Origin of the sequence: Acinetobacter sp. A22, from assembly GCF_030913345.1 — a bacterium.
GTDB lineage: Bacteria > Pseudomonadota > Gammaproteobacteria > Pseudomonadales > Moraxellaceae > Acinetobacter > Acinetobacter junii.
Genome location: NZ_CP133162.1, coordinates 521,580 through 542,924, shown reverse-complemented (window position 1 = coordinate 542,924; position 21,345 = coordinate 521,580). Strand labels below are relative to the sequence as shown.

At 38.2% G+C, this 21,345-nt stretch carries 28 protein-coding genes; 17 read left to right on the top strand and 11 right to left on the bottom strand.

Annotation, left to right across the window (positions count from 1 at the left end):
• Window positions 1-217 precede the first annotated feature (217 nt).
• Genes tmk through pabC form a run of 3 tightly spaced genes read right to left on the bottom strand, consistent with a single transcriptional unit; the run spans window position 218 to window position 2,708 of the window.
• The gene (gene tmk / locus Q9Q86_RS02790) at window positions 218-817 is read right to left on the bottom strand and encodes a dTMP kinase (protein ID WP_112986802.1); all 600 of its coding nucleotides are present in this window, start codon (window positions 815-817) and stop codon (window positions 218-220) included.
• A complete protein-coding gene (gene mltG, locus Q9Q86_RS02785; RefSeq protein ID WP_112986801.1) occupies window positions 817-1,893 on the bottom strand; it encodes an endolytic transglycosylase MltG in 1,077 nt (358 codons plus the stop codon). The genes tmk and mltG overlap by 1 nt, the downstream gene beginning before the upstream one ends.
• A 2-nt stretch (window positions 1,894-1,895) precedes the next feature.
• Window positions 1,896-2,708 (bottom strand): aminodeoxychorismate lyase, encoded by an 813-nt coding sequence (gene pabC / locus Q9Q86_RS02780; RefSeq protein WP_112986800.1) that lies wholly within the window; start codon window positions 2,706-2,708, stop codon window positions 1,896-1,898.
• A gap of 251 nt (window positions 2,709-2,959) precedes the next feature.
• Between pabC and Q9Q86_RS02775 the strand changes: the two genes are divergently transcribed.
• The 6 genes from Q9Q86_RS02775 (at window position 2,960) to Q9Q86_RS02750 (ending at window position 8,536) form a co-directional block, all read left to right on the top strand.
• Complete coding sequence (locus tag Q9Q86_RS02775) at window positions 2,960-3,967, top strand: sulfate ABC transporter substrate-binding protein (RefSeq protein WP_112986799.1); 1,008 nt, start codon at window positions 2,960-2,962, stop codon at window positions 3,965-3,967.
• An 82-nt stretch (window positions 3,968-4,049) separates the two neighbouring features.
• Window positions 4,050-4,652 carry an alpha/beta hydrolase gene (locus Q9Q86_RS02770; protein WP_112986798.1) on the top strand — a complete coding sequence of 201 codons (603 nt, stop codon included), beginning with the start codon at window positions 4,050-4,052 and terminating at the stop codon, window positions 4,650-4,652.
• Between the two features lie 78 nt (window positions 4,653-4,730).
• Window positions 4,731-5,564, top strand: coding sequence for a sulfate ABC transporter permease subunit CysT (gene cysT / locus Q9Q86_RS02765; protein ID WP_004913489.1), 834 nt, complete (start codon window positions 4,731-4,733; stop codon window positions 5,562-5,564).
• Entirely contained in the window at window positions 5,561-6,454 is an 894-nt protein-coding gene (cysW, locus tag Q9Q86_RS02760) for a sulfate ABC transporter permease subunit CysW (RefSeq protein ID WP_112986797.1), read from the top strand. Before cysT ends, cysW begins: the two co-directional genes overlap by 4 nt.
• A gap of 11 nt (window positions 6,455-6,465) precedes the next feature.
• Complete coding sequence (locus Q9Q86_RS02755; protein WP_112986796.1) at window positions 6,466-7,536, top strand: sulfate/molybdate ABC transporter ATP-binding protein; 1,071 nt, start codon at window positions 6,466-6,468, stop codon at window positions 7,534-7,536.
• A gap of 76 nt (window positions 7,537-7,612) precedes the next feature.
• Window positions 7,613-8,536 carry a CysB family HTH-type transcriptional regulator gene (locus Q9Q86_RS02750; protein WP_112986828.1) on the top strand — a complete coding sequence of 308 codons (924 nt, stop codon included), beginning with the start codon at window positions 7,613-7,615 and terminating at the stop codon, window positions 8,534-8,536.
• A gap of 91 nt (window positions 8,537-8,627) precedes the next feature.
• On the opposite strand, the gene carO is transcribed toward Q9Q86_RS02750, so the two are convergent.
• Window positions 8,628-9,383, bottom strand: coding sequence for an ornithine uptake porin CarO type 5 (carO, locus tag Q9Q86_RS02745; RefSeq protein ID WP_112986795.1), 756 nt, complete (start codon window positions 9,381-9,383; stop codon window positions 8,628-8,630).
• A 290-nt stretch (window positions 9,384-9,673) separates the two neighbouring features.
• Here carO and dapD point away from each other — a divergent pair, with 290 nt between their 5' ends.
• The 8 genes from dapD (at window position 9,674) to Q9Q86_RS02705 (ending at window position 14,809) form a co-directional block, all read left to right on the top strand.
• On the top strand, window positions 9,674-10,495 hold the full coding sequence (gene dapD, locus Q9Q86_RS02740) for a 2,3,4,5-tetrahydropyridine-2,6-dicarboxylate N-succinyltransferase (RefSeq protein ID WP_004913502.1): 822 nt from the start codon (window positions 9,674-9,676) through the stop codon (window positions 10,493-10,495).
• Between the two features lie 103 nt (window positions 10,496-10,598).
• Complete coding sequence (gene queE / locus Q9Q86_RS02735; protein ID WP_112986794.1) at window positions 10,599-11,309, top strand: 7-carboxy-7-deazaguanine synthase QueE; 711 nt, start codon at window positions 10,599-10,601, stop codon at window positions 11,307-11,309.
• A 70-nt stretch (window positions 11,310-11,379) separates the two neighbouring features.
• Window positions 11,380-12,048, top strand: coding sequence for a 7-cyano-7-deazaguanine synthase QueC (gene queC, locus Q9Q86_RS02730; protein ID WP_017397575.1), 669 nt, complete (start codon window positions 11,380-11,382; stop codon window positions 12,046-12,048).
• A 30-nt stretch (window positions 12,049-12,078) separates the two neighbouring features.
• Complete coding sequence (locus Q9Q86_RS02725) at window positions 12,079-12,495, top strand: hypothetical protein (RefSeq protein WP_004913510.1); 417 nt, start codon at window positions 12,079-12,081, stop codon at window positions 12,493-12,495.
• A 90-nt stretch (window positions 12,496-12,585) separates the two neighbouring features.
• Window positions 12,586-13,272: a diphthine--ammonia ligase gene (locus Q9Q86_RS02720; RefSeq protein ID WP_112986793.1), complete on the top strand. Its 687-nt coding sequence runs from the start codon at window positions 12,586-12,588 to the stop codon at window positions 13,270-13,272.
• Between the two features lie 20 nt (window positions 13,273-13,292).
• A complete protein-coding gene (locus Q9Q86_RS02715; RefSeq protein ID WP_004953039.1) occupies window positions 13,293-13,754 on the top strand; it encodes a peroxiredoxin in 462 nt (153 codons plus the stop codon).
• Window positions 13,755-13,870: 116 nt separating this feature from the next.
• Window positions 13,871-14,434, top strand: coding sequence for a CAP domain-containing protein (locus tag Q9Q86_RS02710; RefSeq protein WP_112986792.1), 564 nt, complete (start codon window positions 13,871-13,873; stop codon window positions 14,432-14,434).
• Window positions 14,435-14,446: 12 nt separating this feature from the next.
• Window positions 14,447-14,809 (top strand): glyoxalase superfamily protein, encoded by a 363-nt coding sequence (locus Q9Q86_RS02705; protein ID WP_112986791.1) that lies wholly within the window; start codon window positions 14,447-14,449, stop codon window positions 14,807-14,809.
• On the opposite strand, the gene Q9Q86_RS02700 is transcribed toward Q9Q86_RS02705, so the two are convergent.
• From Q9Q86_RS02700 to gstA, 3 genes are read right to left on the bottom strand one after another with little or no spacing between them, the layout of a single operon-like run.
• On the bottom strand, window positions 14,810-15,190 hold the full coding sequence (locus Q9Q86_RS02700) for a nuclear transport factor 2 family protein (RefSeq protein WP_112986790.1): 381 nt from the start codon (window positions 15,188-15,190) through the stop codon (window positions 14,810-14,812).
• Window position 15,191: 1 nt separating this feature from the next.
• A complete protein-coding gene (locus Q9Q86_RS02695) occupies window positions 15,192-15,404 on the bottom strand; it encodes a 4-oxalocrotonate tautomerase family protein (RefSeq protein WP_112986789.1) in 213 nt (70 codons plus the stop codon).
• Between the two features lie 38 nt (window positions 15,405-15,442).
• Complete coding sequence (gene gstA / locus Q9Q86_RS02690) at window positions 15,443-16,045, bottom strand: glutathione transferase GstA (protein WP_112986788.1); 603 nt, start codon at window positions 16,043-16,045, stop codon at window positions 15,443-15,445.
• A 98-nt stretch (window positions 16,046-16,143) separates the two neighbouring features.
• On the opposite strand from gstA, the gene Q9Q86_RS02685 reads away from it, so the two are divergent.
• On the top strand, window positions 16,144-17,055 hold the full coding sequence (locus Q9Q86_RS02685) for a LysR family transcriptional regulator (protein ID WP_112986787.1): 912 nt from the start codon (window positions 16,144-16,146) through the stop codon (window positions 17,053-17,055).
• Here Q9Q86_RS02685 and Q9Q86_RS02680 read toward each other — a convergent pair.
• On the bottom strand, window positions 17,052-17,627 hold the full coding sequence (locus Q9Q86_RS02680; protein WP_171293748.1) for a nicotinate-nicotinamide nucleotide adenylyltransferase: 576 nt from the start codon (window positions 17,625-17,627) through the stop codon (window positions 17,052-17,054). The genes Q9Q86_RS02685 and Q9Q86_RS02680 overlap by 4 nt on opposite strands.
• Before the next feature lie 109 nt (window positions 17,628-17,736).
• Here Q9Q86_RS02680 and Q9Q86_RS02675 point away from each other — a divergent pair, with 109 nt between their 5' ends.
• Together Q9Q86_RS02675 and Q9Q86_RS02670 are read left to right on the top strand one after the other, a co-directional pair.
• Window positions 17,737-18,537: an enoyl-CoA hydratase-related protein gene (locus tag Q9Q86_RS02675; protein ID WP_112986785.1), complete on the top strand. Its 801-nt coding sequence runs from the start codon at window positions 17,737-17,739 to the stop codon at window positions 18,535-18,537.
• Window positions 18,538-18,649: 112 nt separating this feature from the next.
• A complete protein-coding gene (locus tag Q9Q86_RS02670; RefSeq protein ID WP_112986784.1) occupies window positions 18,650-19,384 on the top strand; it encodes a nitroreductase family protein in 735 nt (244 codons plus the stop codon).
• A 39-nt stretch (window positions 19,385-19,423) separates the two neighbouring features.
• Here Q9Q86_RS02670 and Q9Q86_RS02665 read toward each other — a convergent pair.
• From Q9Q86_RS02665 to Q9Q86_RS02655, 3 genes are all read right to left on the bottom strand, one after another.
• Window positions 19,424-20,556, bottom strand: a protein-coding gene (locus tag Q9Q86_RS02665; RefSeq protein WP_223235881.1) for an IS3 family transposase whose coding sequence is annotated in 2 segments (ribosomal slippage) — window positions 19,424-20,304 and window positions 20,304-20,556 — 1,134 coding nt in all. Because the reading frame shifts where the segments join, the coding sequence is not laid out codon by codon here.
• A gap of 140 nt (window positions 20,557-20,696) precedes the next feature.
• Entirely contained in the window at window positions 20,697-21,011 is a 315-nt protein-coding gene (locus Q9Q86_RS02660) for an NGG1p interacting factor NIF3 (RefSeq protein WP_112986221.1), read from the bottom strand.
• Window positions 21,012-21,071: 60 nt separating this feature from the next.
• Window positions 21,072-21,203 carry a KGW motif small protein gene (locus tag Q9Q86_RS02655; protein ID WP_272939454.1) on the bottom strand — a complete coding sequence of 44 codons (132 nt, stop codon included), beginning with the start codon at window positions 21,201-21,203 and terminating at the stop codon, window positions 21,072-21,074.
• Between the last annotated feature and the right edge of the window lie 142 nt (window positions 21,204-21,345).

The window sequence follows — 21,345 nt, the reverse complement described above, 5'->3', positions numbered from 1 at the left end:
TTTCAAGTTTTTGATATTTTCAAGATAACTTATAGTTATTATTTACTATCGAGGTAGGCGACATGGATGTCGCCCGTTGAGCTGCGGTATCAAGGATATACCGTCAGCTCAACAAAGGATTTTTGTTACTTTTCATCTTTGAAAAGTAAGGCATAAGAAATAAAACCAAAACATCACCCAAACTTTTCGACCATGCAGGTTGAGTGTATAACCGTATTTACTTCAAATACTGCAAAGCATCTTCAAATACAAGATCCTCATTTTGTGTTGCATCCAAACGCTTGATCCGTTCAGGCTCTGCTTGCCATAAAGTCTCATAACCAGCACGTACCTTGGCAAAGAAGCTCAATTTTTCTTGTTCAAAACGATCTAATGCACCACGCTCTCGAGCACGGGTCATGCCCAACTCAATCGGTGCATCCAACCAAAAGGTAATATTCGGCATTTTTGCCACAAAAGTTTGATTTAACAATTGCAGCTTTTCCTGACTTAAACCACGACCAGCACACTGATAAGCAAAGCTGGCATCAGTAAAACGATCACTCAACACAATTTTTCCCGCCGCTAATGCAGGTAAAATCACTTGTTGTAAATGTTGAGCTCGTGCAGCATAAATCAGTAATAGCTCAGTATCATGACTCATTTGCTCATCATGATTTACTGCCAATAATAATGTACGAATCTGTTCTGCTAATGGTGTGCCACCAGGCTCACGGGTCAGTACAACTTCTTTACCTTGCTGTTCAAAGTACTGATGAATTTTACGAATCAGAGTGGTTTTCCCTACACCTTCCGTACCTTCAAAACTAATAAACATCATTCACCTTGATTTTTCTTTGAACGGAGTACAGACAAGTAATCTTGTACTGCACGATTATGCTCTGCTAGAGAAGCACTAAATTTATGTCCACCATTTCCTGTTGCGACGAAATAAATATTTTTTGAATCGTCTGGATGCATCGCTGCTTCAATCGCTTTTTTGCTTGGTAACGCAATTGGGGTTGGCGGTAAACCATTAATTGTATAAGTGTTATATGCGGTTGGTGTCCTTAAATCATTACGTGTGATATTACCTGTGTAACGATCCCCCATACCATAAATTACAGTTGGATCGGTTTGTAAGCGCATACCAATTTTTAAACGACGCACAAAAACACCTGAAACTTGCTCAAGCTCACGATCTAAACTGGTTTCTTTTTCAATAATTGAAGCCATAATTAATGCTTCATATTTATCTTTATAAGGAAGATTGGCTGCTTTATTCGCCCAAGCTTCATCTAAAGACTTCATTTGACGATGATATAAATCCGTTAAGATTTTTTTATCAGTTTCGCCTTTGGCAAAGAAATATGTATCTGGTGCAAACAAGCCTTCAGGATGTGAATAAGGAATATCAAGTTCTTTTAATAATTGATCCTGAGGTAAATCCAATATTGTTTTAGTGACATTTGAATCTTTTTTGAGGTTGTTAATCAGTTGTTTAAATGTCGTGCCTTCTATCACTAAAATTCGATTCATTTGAGCATTTTCAGCATTCGACAACATTTCCAAAACTTGACGAACACTCATACCCTGCGTGACTTCATAAACACCTGCTTTCATCGTGTCATGAATCATGAACTTTTGATAGAGTTTCAAAAGAATCGGAAAATTCACTTTATTTTCTTCAGCTAAACGGTCAATAAAACCAGAATAGGTATCTCCAGAAGAAATGACCAAAAGCTGTTTTTTGTTTTGAACAGGATAATTCTTGAATAAACTTGACCAGAAAATACCAAAGATCACAATCAAAAAAGCGATGACTGCAATGATAAAAAACTTAATAGAAAACTGAGCTTGTGATTTGGATTTAGGCTTTTTCTTAGTTTTGCTTGGATTCGGAGGTTTTGGCATATTTAGTCAATCTGGCTAAGTTTTAAAGAATTAAATAAATCAAGATACGGTTGCTGCTGCATTGTTCGATCTTGAAATCGAACTACAGCTTTCATCGGATGCAAAGCATTACAGAAAAATATGTTCTGGATATGCGCGATCTGATCCATTTCAATACAACGTTGTTCACATGAAATATGATTTTGTTGCATACGAGATAGAATGTGCGCACGCATTACACCGTGCACGCCATTATAGCGAAGTTCTGGAGTAATCCATTGATCATTTATACGAATAAAACAATTACTGCTTACACCTTCAACAATATACCCTTGCACGTCCGTAACTAACGCTTCGAGCCAACCTCGCTGATCTGCTTCTTGCTTCAACACAACTTGCTCTAGTCGATTCAAAGTCTTCAAACCAACTAAATGAGGCATATGCAAACCTACAGCATGATTCAGTAAACCACTTTCAATCCATTCAGGCTCTAAATGTTGCCATTGTTTGGGATAAAACCACACATATACATCAGCTGGGTGTAAAGGGAGACTATATCCTCGGTCACCTTCTCCACGACTGATTACAACCTTCAACGTACCATTCAACTTTTTTCCATGTTTTGACAATTGATCTAGTGCTTGGTCTATAAAAGATAAATCAGCATCCAAACCTAATTTTTTGCAAGCATAATTCAAACGAGCAATATGTAGTTCTTTTAATTCCATGCCTCCGTGCACCAATCTTGCTGTTGTGAAACACCCATCACCGTAGTGAAACGCACGATCTAATAAAGGAATTGAATCAATCAACTGCCCATTTTTATAGCATTGCATAAGTTAAAGATCCTTTAGGATACATTCATAGAAGCTATTAAGTTTAATAACTTATTGATTTTAAATAATTATAACAACTTCACTCATAAAATAAAAATTTCTTATTTATCAGTTATTCAGCATAACTTATCTCTTTTATGTATTTCTTAATTTTTCATATCAAATTCGATTTTAATTATTTTTTTTGCAAAAAGACTGCAGTTATGCTGCGTACATATTCCAAACAATGATTTAATTTTTGAGGGGTCTCCATGCGTTTATCTCAGGTCAAAGTCGGTGTAATTGCTGCATTACTTTCAGTTTCTTCTTTTGCTGCGCAAGAGTTTTTAAATGTGTCTTATGATCCGACACGTGAACTCTATACAGATTTCAATAAACAATTCGGTGCTTACTGGAAACAGCGCACAGGACAAGATATTGACTTCAAACAATCACACGGCGGCTCAGGCAAACAAGCACGTGCTGTCATGGATGGTTTAAATGCTGATGTCGTAACGCTAGCACTTGCTGCTGATATTGATGAAATTGCTGAAAATGCAAAATTAGTTCCAGCAGACTGGCAAAAGAAATTACCAAATAACTCTACGCCATATACATCAACGATTGTATTCCTTGTTCGAAAAGATAACCCAAAGAAAATCAAAGACTGGGGTGATTTAGTCAAACCTGGTGTTGAAATCATCACGCCAAATCCAAAGACCTCGGGTGGTGCTCGCTGGAATTATTTAGGTGCATGGGCTTGGGCAAAACATCAAAAAGGCGGCAATCACGCGAAAGCTCAAGAATTTGTGCGTCAAATTTATAAGCAAACCAAAGTGTTGGATTCGGGAGCACGCGGCGCAACAACTACATTTGCTGAACGTGGTATCGGTGATGTGTTGTTGGCTTGGGAAAATGAAGCTTTCCTTGCCGTTCGAGAGCAACCAGGTAAATTCGAAATCATCACACCGTCTCTTTCTATTTTAGCGGAACCACCTGTTGCCGTAGTAGAAAAAAATGCTCAGAAAAAAGGTAACGCCCAAATTGCACGCGGATATTTGAATTACTTGTACTCTCCTGCTGGTCAAGAAATTGCAGCGCGTAATTTCTATCGTCCTCGCAATGCCGCGGTATTAAAGAAATACAGCAATGTATTCAAACCACTGAAACTAGTAACAATCGATAAAGAATTCGGTGGTTGGGCAAAAGTACAAAAAACCCATTTTGATAATGGTGGAATTTTCGACCAAATCGTCAAGATCAATAGCACAGGTAAATAATCCAACTAAGTCCCACTTTTTCTAAGAGGGACTTCCTCACTTTCATAAAGCAAGGTAGGGAAGGATTCTAAGGAGATTAGACATGACTCATACCGTAATTGTTCCTGGTGTAGGTGGCAGCGAGGCTCAACACTGGCAGTCTTGGCTACAACAAAAACTCATGTCTAGTTCTCGTGTTCAACAGAAACACTGGGATCGTCCAGTCTTGCAAGAGTGGATTGATCAGTTTGTCAAAACTGTTTCATCCGTTAATGAACCTGTTCAGATCGTTGCTCATAGTTTTGGATGCTTAACCAGTGTAGCGGCTCTCGCCGAGCACCCTGAACTAAATGTACAAGTAAAAAATTTAGTTTTGGTTGCACCCGCAAATCCAGCACGTTTTGGTGAAGCAGGTTTCGCTCGTCATAGTCTAACTGACTATAAAGCATATTTTCATGGACTCAGTATTGATGTGCCAACGACGTTATTAATTAGTGAGAATGATCCATGGCTTGGTTATGTCGATGCTTTACAGCTCGCAGAATCATGGAAATTAACACCAATTAATTTAGGACCTGTTGGCCACATCAATGTTGCTTCAGGGTTTGGTCCATTCCCTGAGATCCTGAATTATTTATTACCTGAAAAAAAGAGCTTACCTACCGCTCTAATGAAGGTCGCAAATTTTAATATGAAATTTGCCTAGCCCCATCTTCACCGTATTTTTTGATTTTAGTTTCGTTTATTTGCTTATTTAGCAAATATTTCTCTTTGAGGAAATGTCATGTCGCAGCGTTCCCGAGTGCTGCCAGGGTTTGGTCTCTCATTAGGCTTTACTCTCGCTTATGTATCTTTGATTGTGCTTATTCCTTTATCAGCTGTATTTATCCGATCTTTAGGAATCGGATGGGATGGTTTATGGGAAATCTTAACTTCAGAACGAATCCTAAAGTCACTGCAACTTAGTTTCAGTGCGGCATTGATTGCTGCGCTAGTGAATGTGATTTTTGGATTATTATTGGCATGGTGCTTAGTTCGCTATAGTTTTCCAGGTAAAAGAATTGTCGATGCATTAGTCGATTTACCTTTTGCCCTACCAACAGCTGTTGCAGGGATTGCATTAACCTCGTTATATGCTCCAACAGGTTGGATTGGTCAATATTTGGAACCGTTAGGGATTCAAGTTGCATATACCCCTATTGGTATTACTCTTGCCCTGATATTTATTGGATTACCCTTTGTTGTTCGAACAGTACAACCAGTTCTCAGCGATATTGAATCTGAATTAGAAGAAGCAGCTTCTGCACTTGGTGCAAATCGCTGGCAGACCATTACCAAAGTCATACTTCCAATTTTATTTCCAGCGTTGCTGACAGGATTTGCTTTGGCATTTGCTCGTGGTGTTGGTGAATATGGCTCTGTCATCTTTATTGCAGGCAATCAACCTTATAAAACAGAGATTGCTCCCCTCATGATCATTTCTCGTTTGGAAGAATATGATTATGCAGGCGCAACAACGATCGCTGTAGTCATGCTCATTCTCTCATTTGCCATCTTATTTTTAATTAATTTAGTTCAAGCATGGGCAAGCCGTCGTACAGGGAGAGTTGCACAATGAGTTTGAATACAAACAGCAATGCTTTGGCACTCAAATTACAAGCAAGAGATGCCACTCGAGAACCGACATGGGTTCGTTATAGTCTAATTACTATTGCATTAATCTTTTTCTTAAGTTGCTTGGTTCTGCCCTTAATTTTGGTTTTTGTCGAAGCTTTTAAGCAGGGTCTAGAAGTCTATGTAAATGCATTGACTGACTCAGATACGCTATCGGCTGTAAAGCTCACCTTAATCACTGCTGCGATTGCTGTACCGATTAACGTTGTATTTGGTGTTGCAGCAGCTTGGGCTGTAGCTAAGTTCCAGTTCCGTGGTAAAGCCATTTTGACCACCATTATCGACATGCCATTCTCAGTTTCACCTGTGATAGCAGGTTTAATGATTGTGTTAATTTTTGGCTCTCAAGGTTGGGTTGGCGGATGGTTAATGGATAATGACATCAAAATCCTATATGCCGTTCCAGGTATTGTTTTAGCTACTATTTTCATCACTGTTCCATTTGTTGCACGCGAACTCATTCCGCTCATGGAAGCTCAAGGTACTGAAGAAGAAGAAGCTGCAATCGTACTTGGTGCATCTGGTTGGCAAACTTTCTGGAAAGTAACACTTCCAAATATTAAATGGGGATTGATCTATGGTGTGATTCTATGTAATGCACGTGCAATGGGTGAGTTTGGTGCTGTATCGGTCGTTTCAGGACACATTCGTGGTGAAACGAACACATTACCTTTACATGTAGAAATTCTATACAACGAATATACCTTCAGTGCTGCATTTGCGGTGTCATCTTTACTGGCATTCTTAGCAATCATCACTTTGATTTTAAAAACTTGGTTAGAGATGCGCCAAGATCAAAGCAACGAACATCAACATAATCCATCTAGCCACTGAGGAATGTACAAATGAGTATTCAAGTTAAAAATATTGAAAAACACTTTGGCGCATTCCACGCGCTTAAAAATATCTCTTTAGATTTCCCAGAGGGCGAGCTAGTTGCTTTACTTGGTCCATCGGGCTGCGGAAAAACAACACTTTTGCGAATTATTGCAGGTTTAGAATCAGCCGATGGCGGGCAAGTATTGCTTGAAGGTGAAGATGCAACTGACATTCATGTGCGTGAGCGACAAGTTGGTTTCGTTTTCCAACATTACGCTTTATTTCGCCACATGACCGTCTATGACAATATTGCTTTTGGTTTACGTGTTCGCCCACGTGCAACACGTCCATCAGAAGCTGAAATTAAAAAACGAGTTACGCGTTTACTTGATTTAGTTCAACTTGGCTTTTTAGCTGATCGTTACCCTGCGCAACTATCCGGCGGTCAACGTCAACGTATCGCTTTAGCACGTGCTCTAGCAGTTGAACCTCGTGTTTTATTACTGGATGAACCTTTTGGTGCATTAGATGCTAAAGTTCGTAAAGAACTGCGTCGTTGGTTGCGCACACTACATGATGAATTGCACATCACCTCTATCTTTGTAACCCATGACCAAGAGGAAGCTTTAGAAGTTGCTGATCAAATCATTGTCATGAATAAAGGTGATGTAGAACAAATTGGTTCGCCTCGTGAAGTTTATGAAAAACCAGCGACACCATTTGTATTTGATTTCTTAGGTCAAGCAAATCGTTTTGAAGGTGAACATCATGACGGTATTATTCGTATCGGAGATGATCGCATTCAACTACCAAATCATTTGCAAGCACCGCGAGGAAAAGTCATCGCTTTTGCTCGACCAAATGAATTACATATTCATGCGCAGCCTCAACCGAATACTGTTCAAGCGACTTTTTTACGTGAAGTCTGGATTGCAGGTAGAGTGATCGCTGAATTACAAGATCGTAGTGGGCGTACTATCGAAATTTTACTAAGTGTAGAAGAAGCTAATTTGCATCAATTCAGACCAAACCAAACCGTCTGGATTAGTGCAGCTCAACTTCATTTATTTGCAGACCCAACGACGCAAGTTGCTTAAAATAATACTTGATGACGGCTAAACTACCCATATGGAACTTTAGCCGTTCCTCATCCTATATGCGGACATAATGATTATGAACTTCCAACAACTCAGAATTATTCGAGAAACAGTTCGTCAAAACTTTAATTTAACTGAAGCTTCAGCGGCACTTTATACCTCCCAATCTGGTGTCAGTAAACATATTAAAGATTTAGAAGATGAATTAGGCGTACAACTTTTTGTGCGTAAAGGTAAACGATTACTTGGTCTCACTGAACCAGGACAGTCCCTATTGAGTATTGTCGAGCGCATGTTAGTTGATGCTGATAATATCAAACGCCTTGCTGACGATTTCAATAAAGTTGATGAAGGTACTTTAACGATTGCAACAACACACACCCAAGCTCGTTATGTATTACCTCCAATTGTGAATCAATTTAAGAAGCTTTTTCCTAAAGTGCATTTGGTTTTACAACAAGCAAGTCCTGTTGAAATCGCTGAAATGCTACTTCAAGTTGAAGCTGATATTGGAATTGCGACAGAATCTCTCACCACAGAGGAAAACTTAGCAAGCGTGCCTTACTATGAATGGCACCACAGTATTATTACACCTAAAGACCACCCTTTAACGAAATTAGACAACATTAGTCTCGATCTTTTAGCAGAGTATCCGTTGATTACATATCACGGAGGTTTTACAGGTCGCTCAAAAATCGATAAAGCATTTGAAGATGCACATTTGCATGCAGATATCGTAATGTCAGCGTTAGATGCCGATGTTATTAAAACCTATGTTGAACTTAATATGGGTGTCGGGATCGTCAATGATGTCGCATATGATGCCGAACGTGACTATCGTTTACAGCAAATAAAAACTCACATTTTTGGTACTAACACTACGTGGATTGCTGTAAGAAAAGGTCATTTACTACGTGGTTATGGTTATGAGTTTATCTCGCTTTGCTCACCTAAAACCGATATTAAAGCACTTAAAAAAGTCGCTTACCCTGAGGAATAAAAAAATGGCTCTCAAAGAGCCATTTTTTATATCTGCAAAACTATCTTTAAACGAAAAAACGAGCTTTACAGCTCGTTTTTTAATAAATTGATTAGAACTTAAAGCTCATACCAACCTTAGCAACTGGCATCCATTCATATTTATTTTTGTTTTCAATATTACGCTGCTCCTTCTCAACAGCACTCTCTAATGTATTGCCATTGCTTCCAATGATTTGGTTATCCCCAGAACTCTTCAAACTAACAGTTGGGTTACCAGTATAGTAAGCTCCTACTTCACCAAATACACCTACGTTTTTATAAACTGGAACATTCAATCCAAAACCTAAATATGGTGCAATATCATTTTCATAATCCATTGTTCCATCAATTCTAGCGCTTTGGTTTGCCGTAGTTGTGAATCTCTCACCATTAACTTTAACTAAACTATTACCACCAACACGCTTTGTTAAATCATACTGGTTGTCTAAATAGCCAACACCCGCAGCCACATAAAGCGAACGAGCAAATGTATTTTGGCTCGCACCCCATGGATATAACTCAGCGTTTAGATATGTGTTGTTATTTTCCATATCCATATCATACTTAGTACCGTCGATTTTTAGTTCGTCAGACCAAGAGATATCACCACCGTTATAACCTAAAGTTAAACCTACATACGGATTTACACGATATGAAATAGCACCACCATAACCTGTAGTACCCACTTCAGCACGAACTGAAACTGGATCTAAGTATGAAGGAAACGTAGAACCTGATTCCTTCACAACTTGTTCATCTGCTGCTAAAGCAGAACCTGCAATCGCTGTTAATGCACCTGCAGCTAGAATAACGCGCAAAGCTTTCATTGAAGTCTCCTCAAAAAATACTTTTATCTAAGGTATAGTTGTTACTGTAATAAAATCTTAAAAGAATGATTGATATCTTTTTATACAGAAACTGATTACTTTTTGTTATTTTTTGATACAAATTCAGAATAATTGTATATTTCAAAATAATGGATAAAAAACAATTATATCCGAATTTATTACAATTTTATTGCTTAATTTTAAAACACTTTATTGTAACGACTTTTTTCAAAGCTTCTTGGTTCAATTTAGTGTAAAATCTTCAAAATTTTTTTGGATGAAGGAAGATCATGTCTCAGCTTTCTACGATCATTGAGCAAGCATTTGAAGACCGTGCAAATTATTCAGCTACGGACTGCCCTACAGAAATTCGTCAAGCCGTTGAAGAAGCATTAACTGGTTTAGACAACGGTACACTTCGCGTGGCTGAAAAGATTGATGGTGAGTGGGTTGTTCACCAATGGTTAAAAAAAGCAGTTTTACTTTCTTTTAAACTCAATGACAACCAGCCTATTGAAGCTTGTGATCTACAGTTTTATGACAAAGTTGCAACTAAATACTCTGGTTGGACTGAAGAGCAATTTAAAGCAGCAGGTGTACGCGTAGTTCCTCCAGCTGTTGCTCGTCGTGGTAGCTTCCAAGCTAAAAATGTGATCTTGATGCCATCTTATGTCAACATCGGTGCATATGTTGATGAAGGCACAATGGTTGATACTTGGGCAACTGTTGGTTCATGTGCGCAAATTGGTAAAAATGTACATTTATCTGGTGGTGTAGGTATTGGCGGTGTATTAGAGCCATTACAAGCAAACCCAACGATCATTGAAGACAACTGCTTCATCGGCGCACGTTCTGAAATTGTAGAAGGCGTAATTGTTGGTGAAGGCTCTGTAATCTCTATGGGCGTATTCATAGGTCAATCGACTAAGATCTACGATCGTGAAACTGGCGAAATTCACTATGGTCGCGTACCTGCTGGTTCAGTTGTAGTTGCGGGAAGCCTTCCTTCTAAATGTGGAACTTATAGCCTTTACGCAGCAATCATCGTGAAAAAAGTTGATGCGAAAACACGTGCTAAAACAAGTTTAAATGATTTATTACGTGCTGACTAAGATGTAATACCACGGAGCTTATACTGCTCCTCGTCTCTACGATTATCACTGATCGTAGAGATTTTTGTTTTTTAATAGCTTGCTGATTTTGTGGTAACTCTTTATGACTTCCTTACGTTCCTCTGCAATTCCTGTCTCTGATCCTGCTGCTGGTTTGCGTATCACTGAGATTTTTTATTCTTTGCAAGGCGAAGCGAATACATTTGGCTTACCCACTGTCTTCATTCGTTTAACTGGTTGCCCTCTTCGTTGCAGCTATTGTGATACCACGTACTCTTTTGAAGGTGGCGAGCGTCAATCACTTGAACATATCATTGAAACAGCAAGCCAGTTTAAAACACCTTATATATGTGTCACTGGTGGCGAACCACTTGCACAACCGAATTGTCTTGTATTACTTCAACGCTTGTGTGATCTAGGTTTTGACGTTTCGCTTGAGACAAGCGGAGCTTTAGATGTTTCTAAAGTTGATCCACGTGTTTCGAAAGTATTAGATCTAAAGACACCAACGTCTAATGAAGATCATCGTAATTTACTTATCAATCTCGACTATCTAACACAGCATGATCAGATTAAATTTGTGATCTGTAATCGTGCCGACTATGAATGGTCTAAACAACAACTGGAAAATTTCCAGTTGCAAGATAAAGTCAGTACAGTATGGTTCTCTCCTGCTTTCGCGGTAGAAAAAGGTGCTGTTGCTCTACCTGCTCTTGCACGTGATTTAGCTCAGTGGATTTTAGATGACCATCTCCCTGTTCGCTTCCAATTACAGTTACATAAGCTGTTATGGAATGATGAATCTGGTCGCTAATGATCTTGTGACTGTCTCAAATGAGGCAAATCATCTACGAATAATTTTAGGTTGAATAATGGAAAATAATATGCGTTCTCGTGCCATCGTATTATTGTCTGGCGGTTTAGACTCGACAACATGTCTCGCTTGGGCACAAGCAAACTATGACTGTATCGCTTTAAGTTTTATGTATGGTCAGCGCTCTACAACTGAGCTTGATGCAGCTAAGGCACTTGCACAACGAGCAGGCGTTGAACATCGTGTAATTAATATCGATTTGGGTAATTTAGGCGGTTCCGCGCTTACAGATCATAACATTGATGTACCTGAACAATTACAAGAAGGTATTCCTGTAACTTATGTTCCAGCACGTAACACAATTTTTCTATCCTATGCTCTTGCAGCAGCTGAGGTATTTGACGCTGAAGCCATTGTCATTGGTGTAAATGCTGTTGATTATTCAGGATATCCAGATTGTCGCCCAGAATTTATTGACGCTTTTGCCAATCTTGCAAGACTTGCAACAAAAGCTGGTGTTGAAGGAAAACCTCTTAAAATTGAAACACCTCTGTTACATTTATCCAAAGCGAATATTATACGCTTAGGCATCGAACATGGCGTAGACTATAGCCAAACGGTATCCTGCTATCAGGCAGATGCTCAAGGACGTGCATGTGGCAAATGCGACAGTTGTCGTTTACGTCAGCAAGGTTTTATCGAAGCAGGTGTCGCGGATCCTACGCGCTATGCGGAATAAACGATATAAGGTAAAAATTAGGTACATTATATGAAGTTTTCTAAATCAAATATTATTCTTTCAACAATGATGTCAGCTGCGGCTCTTTTTGCTACAGCATCTCATGCAGCTGATAATCCATTACAAGCAGCATATAAAAGTACCAATGTAAAATCTGCATTAGTCAACGTATGTAAAGATCAAACAGCTAAAGGTGGAAAACTAACCTCTGCTGAAGTAAGTAAATTCTGTAGTTGCCAAATTGATGCACAAGGTAAAGTAACTGAAGCACAAAAATGGGAAATTCAAAGTGCAATTAATGCCAAGAAAAGCCCTAGTTCTTTAGCGTTTGTCCAACAGCAAAATAAAGATTTACAAGCTTGCTTAGGCGCCCCTTTGGTATCTAAGTTAGAAAAATTAACTGAAGAAGCAATGAAAGCTGCTCAGCAACAAGCTCCTAAAAAGTAAGCTTGTATTGTTCAGATTAAAGCCTGCATTTATGCAGGCTTTTTTTAGTTCTGTTAATATTTGAATCACCTAAAGAAATTGACTAAATTCATGCACGACCAATGGAAAACCAATGCTGAAAATCGACGATCAATCGTTTCATTCAGTGGAGGCAAAGATAGTTCTCTCGCCTTGTACCATGCTATGCATAAAGGGACGGTGTTAGGCTTAATTGTGATGTTAGAGGAACAAGGACAACGATCACGTTCGCACGCAATGCCCCTCGATATTATTCGTGCTCAAGCTGATGCGATAGGTTTACCTATTTATATGACTTCATCGAGTTGGTCTGATTATGAAACTAAGTTTATTGATTTACTTCATCAGGCTAAAGTTCATGGAGCTGAAGTACTCGTTACTGGCGATCTCGACATGCCACAGCATGGTTGCTGGCACGATAAAGTCACTCAACAGGTTGGGCTCAAGTTAGGCATGCCACTTTGGTTAAGACCACACAAACAAGTCGTTGAGGAATTTATTTCACTTGGTTTTCACAGTGTTATTGTTACTGTAAACCTCAAATTGGGGATGCGCGTTGAAGACTTAGGTAAAACACTTACTTTGGAATATATCCAAGAACTGGAAGATCGCGGCATTGATCCATGTGGCGAAGGTGGTGAATTTCACACCACAGTGATCAATGGTCCCATTTTTAACAAAGCAATTCCTATACGTCATGGTGAAATTGTTTATCATGAAGAATATGCATTTTTACCACTTGAACTAGATCAACCATAACCTTTATTGAAGGATGAGACATGTCTGAGAATATTCAATTACCTGATCAAAGCTTCCCGACAACTGAAGGTGAACTTAACCTGACACAAACCGAAAGTGAATGGTTAGTTTTATATTTCTACCCTAAAGATTCCACACCTGGCTGTACAACTCAGGCGATCGGTTTTTCATGTTTAAAAGATCAGTTTGAAGCTTTAAACTGTCAAATTATCGGTGTCTCACGTGATTCTGTTAAATCTCACCAGAACTTCACTGAAAAGCAATCACTTAATTTCAATCTGATTAGTGATCGACAAGAAATCTTATGTAAACATTTTGATGTCATTAAAGAAAAAAATATGTATGGCAAACAAGTCATGGGCATCGAACGTTCAACCTTTATTTTTCACAATAAGCAATTGGTGAAAAGCTATCGTAAAGTTAAAGCTGCAGGACATGCTGAACAAGTATTGGAAGATTTAAAAGTTTTACAATCTGCTTAATTTGCTTGCCTTCAAAAATGCGAGTTTATACTCGCTTTTTTTACAGTTAAATTGTAGCCCTAAACTAAAATAACGTATCATTAAACGATTAAAATAACGAACCTAAATCTTAAAAAATGAAATCGATCCAAGTTTTAATTTTATTTCCGTTGTTTATTTCTGGATGCAGTATCAGCACCCCAACACGTTCACAAGAATATTCTACTTCAACCTCTCAAGTTCAGAAATTATCAAACGAAATACGCTGTGAAGACTTACAAAACCCAGCTTATCAACAAACCATCTTGCAGTCGATTAACGAAATTCGGCAACAAGCGCGTCAATGTGGACAACGACATTTTTCAGCAACATCACCCTTAGTATGGAATGAACATTTGGCTAGAAGTGCTTATGCTCATGCCATAGATATGGCTCAATATAATTTTTTAGGGCATCGTAGTCAGGGCGGTTTAGACCTCAAAGCTCGCTTGAAACTTTATCAGTTTAAAGGACGCGGCGGCGGTGAGAATGTTGCACGTGGGCAGAAAAACTTGAATGAAGTATTAACGACTTGGCTAAACAGCCCCATACATTGTGCCAATATAATGAATCCTAAATTTACAGACTATGCCGTGGCATGTACCTTTGACTCCACTGAAAAACAAAAGCCATACTGGGCACAACAATTCGGAATTCGTTAACAGGAAATACCTATGCAAAATGGCTCGATCATTCCTATTTTTCGTATCTTTGACATTAAATTAGCACAATCATTTTATCTTGATTATTTAGGCTTCCAAATCGATTGGCAGCATACTTTCGGGGACAACTTCCCTATTTATCTGCAAATCTCCAAAGACGATTGTGTTCTCCATTTGTCCGAACACTTCGGTGATGCGAGTCCGCATAGTGCAATTCGTATTTACTGGGAGAATCTCAGCTTGTTAAAAAATGAACTTGAGGTTAAGAATTATAAGTTTGCTAAACCCCAAGTTGACAAAACAGATTGGGAAACATTAGAACAGAGTATCACTGATCCCTTTTCCAATCGAATTATCTTTTGGGAAGATGCTTAATTAGTCCGCTAAAAGTTGATAATGAAAGACTTTAGAAATAATTTTCCACTCACCCTGCTTGTGTACCAATGTCAGTGCATCATAAAAATATTTAGGTTCAATCACACATTCAACATGTACCATCGCTAACTGATCATGAATCAAATTGATCGCAATTACCTTATCTTGTCTCAATTGGTTTTGAGATGCGGGTGAAATACGCTTTTCCACGATAGAGAAATAAGTGGTCATATCCAATTTGAGAATAGGGTCATCCGTAGCGTTGATATAAGTTGCGTCGGAATGAAATACGTCCTGCAATTTATCCACATCACAAAAGTACAAACCATCAAAGTATTTTTCGAGTTGCTGTTGAATCTTAATTATCGGATTATTTTGCATCTTATGTACCTATTCTTTGTCTATTGCGTATGGTCGAAACTGATTCGCCTGCCACACCCCAGTTATCTGTATCAACTTCATCAATCACCACAAATGTAGTAGCTGGATCTTTATGAAGTACCCGAACCACTAACTCTGTAGCCTCTTGAATCAACTGTTGTTTCTGTGCAGTAGAGACATTTTCTTTGGTGATTTGAATTAAAATATAAGGCATGCGGATCTCCTTTTATAATTTTTTAGATAGCAAGAATACTAAGATGCTTCGGCAGCTATTGCGTCTTGAACCGTTTGACGATGAGCAATTCGCTGCATAAAAGCTGTTAAATGAATAAAATGCCCAAGATCAAGACCAATAAAGTCAGCCCAGCGTGTCACCACAAACAGATAAATATCAGCAATGGTAAAATTACTTCCCGATAAGTAGTTTTGCCCATCTAACTGTTGATCAACCCATGCATAGTGTTTATTTAAAATTGTACTAAAGATAGTTTTAGATTCTTCGCCATAGGATTCATGGAAAAATGGTGAATATGCTTTATGAATTTCTGAAGCAATAAAATTCATCCAAGAAAGTGTTTGATAACGCTCTGGGGTATTTATTTCAGGTAATAAATCCTTACGTTCGAATTGATCCACAAGAAACTGACTAATCACAGCACCTTCCGTTAAAAAAGAACCATCTTCAAGCTGTAATACAGGTACTTGACCCTTCTTATTGAGTCTATAAAAGTCCTCACCTAGTTCAGTTAAATGCTGTTGCAAATCGACTTTGATTAAATCAAATGGAAGCCCAAGCTCTCTTAAAACGATATGTGGGGCTAGAGAACATGCATTTGGTGAATAGAACAATTTCATAAAAATAACTCCATACAAGGTATGCGAATCATCTTATTGTTTACTTATATGTGCTTAAATAGCTTACAACTCAAATCATTTTTTACATGGTGTAATGAATGAATCACCCTCTAAAACGGATGATGTTTAGTAGCGTCGAATTGTTTTGCTTAGTAGCAGAATATGAAAGCTTTTCCAAAGCAGCCTTACATGCAGGTGTGAGTCCAGCAGCGGTCAGTCGCTCGATTGCTCGATTAGAGAAGCATTTAGCGACACCATTGTTTGTAAGAACGACTCGACAAGTCCGTTTAACTACGCAAGGGAAAATCTATTTTGATGAATGTAAACAAGCGCTGAATCAAATTTTAGAAGCAGAACAACAACTAAAAAATCAAACACAGCAACCCTCTGGTTTAATTCGTATCAGTGTTCCAACACCTTATGGACACTATCGCATCCTCCCGTTATTGGCAAAGTTTTCACAGCAATATCCAAGCATCCAAGTAGATGTTCAACTCACCAATAAAAATGTGGACTTTATAGCAGAAGGATATGATCTGGCGATTCGTGGACGACAATTTGCTGATTCAAATTTGATTGCAAGGCAACTAGAACAGGCTGAACTGATTGTAGTGGCATCGCCTGAGTATTTAAAACAATTCGGAACACCGCAAAGCCTTGAAGATTTACAGCATCATCAATGTATTCAGTTTGTTCTTCCCAGTACAGGGAAAAACGTTCCATGGCTATTTAACTCGAATCAACAAATAATTGAATATCAAAGTGCGGGAAATATTCGTTGCCTAGACGATATTTTAGGCACGGTTACACTGGCAAAACACAGCGCTGGTTTATTACAGACCTATCGTTTTATTGTAGAAAATGAGCTTAAGAATGGAGATTTGATTGAAGTACTTAGCGAATTTTCAGGCACTTCACGCCCATTTTCTTTACTTTATCCATCAAAAAAATACGAATCTTTCCATATTCGTGTTTTCATCGATTTTCTGCTTAAAGAACTAAAATCTTAAAAACATTCATCCAAATTACTTTTATCACCCGCAAGATATTTACGCTGCAATTCCGCATAGACTTTTGTATTTTTAAATTCAGTCAGAAATTCAATCGTGCCTTTAGGGAAAAATTCAGTTTGAATCTCATCTCGATAATAGGCTTCTCGCATAGGTGTAGCTGAAATTGAATTCTTTAAACTATCCAACTCAACCATTTCCCATTCTGGAAATAAAGCTAAATAATACGAAGATTCATCTTTGAAATGACCAATCAAACCTACTTTTGCATTTAGCTGAACCACTTGATTGACCAATGTTTTGACTTGTTTGACCCATTTTTCATCGTTATACACATCAACCACATGCACGAAATGAATCCGCTTCTGATCATCTTCTGAAAAGTTAGACAGAATCATTTGCTCACGTTCATGGGCTAAAAATGGATTTTTGATATTCCGTTCTGATTGTGCTGAACCTAATGCCAATATCACGTTCTGACTTTGCTGTAACGCAATTTCAATGGTTTGTAGATGTGCCAAATGAAAAGGCTGAAAGCGTCCAATAAAAACAAGATAGTCAAATGTGTACATAGGCGTAATTTCACTTTTTGTGAACTCATCAGTTGCACTATGTAACGCAAATATGCGAGATAATGAGAGCACTTTAAAAATCAATCTGGATTAAAGCAAGGATAGTACGATGACACTTAGCTGTATTCAACAACCTCATCAACATTTGCAAGCAAATTTAGAAGATGGCGTACTCACCTTAGCCATTAACCGTTCAGAAGCCAAAAATGCACTTTACGGTGAACTTTATCTTTGGATTGCAAAAGCATTAGATGAAGCTGATACAAATAAAGATGTACGTGTTGTGATTTTCCGTGGTGCAGAACAAGATTTTACTGCGGGTAATGATATGAAAGACTTCATGGGCTTTATGCAAAAGCCATATGAAGGCAAAGCGGGTGATCAACCTCCATTTGTATTATTAAAAGCTGCGGCTCGTTTTTCTAAGCCACTTATTATCGCAGTGAAAGGTGTTGCAATTGGTATTGGTGTAACAATCTTATTACATGCTGACATCGTATTTGCAGACAATACTGCCCTATTCCAAATTCCATTCGTGAGCCTTGGTCTTTCTCCAGAAGGCGCTGCAAGTCGTTTACTAGTGAAACAAGCAGGCTATCAAAAAGCAGCTGAATTGTTATTCACAGCGAAAAAATTTGATGCTGCAACCGCTGTCAAAGCAAACTTGGTCAATGAAATTGTTGAAGACGTTTATGCAACAGCTCAAAAAACAGCTCAACATTTAGCGGCTTTACCACTGGCATCAATCAAGCAAACCAAAGCACTGATGAAACAAGATTTAGCGGAAATCATCGCTTGTGTTGATGAAGAAGCTGAAATCTTTATGCAACGTGTCCGCTCACCTGAAATGATGGAAGCGGTACAGGCCTTTATGCAAAAGCGTAAACCTGATTTTTCCCAGTTCAATTAATGAGTTAATCACTCATTAATGAAAAAAAACCACTTCATTGCAAAATCGAAGTGGTTTTTTTATTGAACGTCCCAATATAAATATAAAATAACTTTAGGATGACACTTTCCTCATGTCAGAACACACACAAACTGAAAAGAAACGTTATTACGAAGCCGCGCCACAGGACATTGATGTTGACAATTTCCGTAAGGTGATTGAAAGCCGCCGTTCAGTACGTAAGTTCACGGATAAACCGATTCCAAGTGAAATTTTAGATGAATGCTTAGATTTGGCGTTGCTTGCACCCAATTCATCAAACTTACAGCCTTGGACATTCTATGTGGTGCAAAATCCGAGTAAGAAAAAGCAACTGGTTAAAGCGTGTTTAGGACAACTTGCTGCTAAAACTGCATCAGAATTGATCGTATGCGTAGCGCGTACAGATCGTATTGATGAAATGGCAAAACGAAATATTAGTGAATTTCCATTTCCTGAAGCCCCTGCAATGGTACAAAAATATTACCGTTTTATTCCCTACAACTATAAAACTGGTTATTTCAATGCATTAGGTAACTTTAAAAAAGTTGCATTTAAAGTAGCCCGTACACTTGATAAACAACTTCCTGTAACTGCATTTAACCCTGCCGATGCCAAATTATGGGCAACCAAGACCACAGCTTTAGCCTGTGAAAACCTTGTATTGGCATTACGTGCCTATGGTTTTGATAGTTGTATGATGGAAGGTTTTGATGAACCTTTGGTTCGTAAAATTTTAAAGCTAAATGATCAACAATATCCTGTGATGGTGATTGGTGCAGGTGAACGGGCTACAGATGGTGTGTTAGAGGTGGTCCCACATGTTTGAACAACTAAAAGCTTATTTATAAGTGATACTCTGCTCTAGTTAAGCTACCTTATTTTGTTGTGGTAGCTGGTCATAGTAAAACTCATCTGGAGTCATTTTGTCCAGACTCGAATGAGGTCGTTTCAAATTATAAAATTCAAAATATGCGTTTAATTGCTTCTTCGCATCCAAAACATTGCTGTAGGCTTTGAGATACACCTCTTCATATTTAACGCTCCGCCATAATCGTTCAACCATCACATTATCAACCCATCGACCTTTACCATCCATACTGATTTGAATGCCATTTGATTTCAATACATCAATAAATGCATCACTGGTAAACTGACTGCCTTGGTCTGTATTAAATATTTCAGGTCGACCATATTTTTCAATAGCTTCATTTAATGTTTCTATGCAAAATGTAACCTCCATACTAATCGATACTCTATGCGCAAGTACCTTGCGGCTATGCCAATCAATCACAGCACATAAATAAACAAAGCCTTTTGCCATAGGGATATACGTTATATCCGTAGACCACACTTGATTACTGCGCTGAATAGCCAATCCTTTGAGCAGATATGGATATTTGCGGTGAGCTTGATTAGCCTGGCTTAAATTTGGTTTGCAATATAACGCATTAATGCCCATTTTCTTCATTAAAGTACGTGTATGACGTCGTCCTATATGATGTCCTTGACGATTCAACAAATCACGCATCATACGGCTACCTGCAAAAGGGTATTGCATATGTAACTCATCCATACACCGCATCAGCTTCAGATCTGATGCACTCACAGGTTTTGGGCGATAGTAATAACAACCACGGGAGACTTTCAGCAGCTGAGCTTGCTTAGATACTGAAATCTGAAGTGAGTCATCGATTAACTTTTGTGGTTGAAGCGGCCCAGTTTCTTCAACACACCTTCTAAAAAATCAATTTCTAATGCCTGCTCACCGATTTTTGCATGTAGTTTTTTTAGATCGATGGGTGGTTCTGTTGGAGCTTTTGATTGATCGAAAGCTTGCGAGGAAGCTGAAATCAGTTGATTTTTCCAGTCGATAATTTGGTTTTGATGAACATCAAATTCAGCACTCAATTCAGCAAGTGTTTTTTCTGCTTTAATCGCAGCAAGTGCTACCTTAGCTTTAAAATCATTTGAATGATTTCTTCTTGGTCTACGTGCCATAAAATACTCCATATATTGATGTTTATAACATCATTTGGGGAGCAAAATATCACTTATAAGTGTTGTTCAAATTTCCTGATCCACCTCTGTTCTTCCCGCAATATCGTTTTGATCGTAATTTATTTATTCAAAAAGTATAATTATTCAATATCTAATATTTGCATAAACTCAAAGGCAGGCTCTTCATAAGGATGGCTTGCCTTTAATGATTTTGCCACAACACTGGCTTTTTCTTCAGGCACAATGGTTTCTACACGCCATTCTTCAAGCTGCTCTAGTTCGTCTAATTGTCCTAAAAATGGATTTGCACCTTTAACAGGCTTAAACTGCCCTATTCCTTTCACTTGCCAAGCACAATGCTCATAATTGCCAATACCGCCTGCACCAGCTTCAAAGATAGCTTTTTTGGTTAATTCAAGGTGTGATTCAGGTACATAATAAATAAGTTTTAGCATATTCTTAATGATGTTGAACTCTTACTGATCATCAATCATAAGCTTAAAAACAATGAAATATCAAAGCGAAGTATTCATCACTAGGTAACTAACAGCAATAAATACAACTTGGATGGCAATCGTTAAGCCAAATAAAAACCAACCTTTATCTTTGCTATAGATTGTTCTCATGTGATTTGCATTTTTCATCATGTTGTTCTCCGATTCTTATGATCATTATTGAGAATGCAAAAATTGAACCATTTTAAATAATATTAATTAAACTAGTTATGATGATAAAATAACCAATTCCAACTCAAAATGATATAGGTCATCAAAATGGGATAACTTCAAC